Annotated in this window: 2 protein-coding genes and 1 pseudogene; all 3 read left to right on the plus strand. The window is 48.2% G+C overall.

Annotated features, from left to right (window positions below; genetic code table 11):
- Positions 1–985: pseudogene (locus IBX50_RS20145) on the plus strand (hypothetical protein); the annotation flags it as partial.
- Between the two features lie 347 nt (positions 986–1,332).
- Positions 1,333–1,617 (plus strand): damage-inducible protein J, encoded by a 285-nt coding sequence (locus IBX50_RS20150; RefSeq protein ID WP_292258178.1) that lies wholly within the window; start codon positions 1,333–1,335, stop codon positions 1,615–1,617.
- Positions 1,614–1,889 (plus strand): type II toxin-antitoxin system RelE/ParE family toxin, encoded by a 276-nt coding sequence (locus IBX50_RS20155; protein ID WP_292258179.1) that lies wholly within the window; start codon positions 1,614–1,616, stop codon positions 1,887–1,889. The genes IBX50_RS20150 and IBX50_RS20155 overlap by 4 nt, the downstream gene beginning before the upstream one ends.
- The last annotated feature ends 108 nt before the right edge of the window (positions 1,890–1,997 follow it).

Consider the following 1,997-nt stretch of genomic DNA (forward strand, 5'->3'; position numbering starts at 1 on the left):
AAAAATTGCTGGTACTGTTGCCCTTCCACTTGCCCTGGCTATCGCCTCTGCTGCTTCCGCTGCAACTGTTGTAGATACTGATGCACACCGTCTGCAGATTGGTGGTTTTGTAGCTGCTCAAGGTATCTGGAGCATGCCTGATGAGGGTGATGGTGACTTTTCTATGGGTCTGAGCACTACTCGTTTAAATGTGAACTACACTGCCAAAACTGATGCTGGCGATGTACGTGTCATGTATGAAAATGACTATGTTGGTGGTGGCTACCGTCTGCGCCACGCTGCTATTTTCCACGATGGCTGGGTAGCTGGTCAGACTTGGTCTTTTGCTTCTAACCTTGTTGGCTTGGCGGAAACTGTAGAGCAGAATGGTAACGCTGTTCGTTCTGCTTTCACTGCGCGTAACGCTGTACTGGGTAAAGTATTCAGCTTGGCTGATGGCATGACTGTAGGTGTGTCTTTGGAAGACAAGGCTCAATCTACAGAGAGTATGGTTCCTGATCTGACTGCTAATTTCACTGGTAAGTTCGGTGATACTACCGTATTTGCAGCTGGCCAGATGGTGCAGGTTGCTGATGACAGTGAAATGCGCCTGACCTTTGGTTTGGCTCAGCAACTGGGTAACCAGATGAAGCTGAATGCAGCATTCACTAGCTATATTGATGATGCATGGCTCTCAGTTGGCGGTCAGTTCAAAGTAAATGACCAAGTTCGTACTAACCTGGTTGTAGAGCAGTCAATGATGGATGCAGATGATGCCGACTACACAGCCATCTGGGTTAACGCTTTCTATAAGATGGCCTCTGGCCTTGAGTGGGGTGCAGAGCTTGGTATGGTTTCTGGTGATGTTGGTGCCGATGAGCAGGCAGCTGCTCTTGCAGGTGGCATGACGCAGGATGAGATTAATGCATACCTGCCTGCTCTGGGTACTGGTGGCAAGCTGGATGGCGACATGACTTTCCGCCTGCAGGCCAAATACGCTTTCTAAGTTAGTGGCTGATTATTCAGTTGGAAACTTTCGCATAGCGTAAGCCTAAGAAAACCCCCGCTTCTGGAGAAGTGGGGGTTTTTGTATATGGAAGCAATAAAAAATACCGGCCTAGCCAGGTCATAAATATTTTTGTGATGACCTAAGCTCAATAGAAATGATATTTTCCTGATCATGGATTCTGACAATAATTCGATAATCACCAACCCTGTAGCGTTACCCACCGCCCACGTGGTGCGCCCTGCATGGCTTTTTGCAGAAGACTATCCGGGCGTTAGCGGGTGTCAAAGCCAGCAGCTTATTCTATACTGTGTGATGACACTTGTTGGTACAAATAGGGGGTATTTATGGAGGCTCGTATTCAGTTTCGTGTGGATGAGGAAACAAAGCATCTGGCGCAGATGATGACAGCAAGCGAGGGGCGTACGCTGAGTGATGCCTGCCGAGAGCTGACTGAGCAGTTGGCTGAGGAGCAAAAAAAGAAAATGTTTCACGATGCATGGCTCAGTGAGCAGGTTACTGCAGCTTTTTCAAAGCTTGAATCCAGCCAGGCAAGCTTTATTACACATCAGGCAGCTAATCAGCGGATGGCTGAGCATAAGGCTCGAATCCGGCAGAGAGTTGATCAGTGATTTTCTGGGAAGAAGATGCCCTCAAGGATCGAGAAAAGATTTTTGAGTTTCTTTATGAATTTAATCCTGTGGCGGCGGAACGAACGGATGACATCATTCAGTCCCGGGTCGGAAATCTGCAGGATTACCCTTTGATGGGTGTTGAGCGTCCAGGTATTCCGGGTCGGCTCTTGATTATCCCGGATGTGTCAATGATTGTTTCGTACTGGGTGGATAAAACGGATATACGGGTCATGCGTGTTTTACACCAGAAGCAGCAGTTTCCCGGCTAAAAAGCTGTAATTAAATACAGTACCGCTTCCGATCTTGTGCTAGGCTTTCTATGTCGCTTCCATTCAGCAATCACCACAGGACAGGATGCCATGACCCAGCCCACCAGC

It is taken from the genome of Marinospirillum sp., assembly GCF_014859565.1.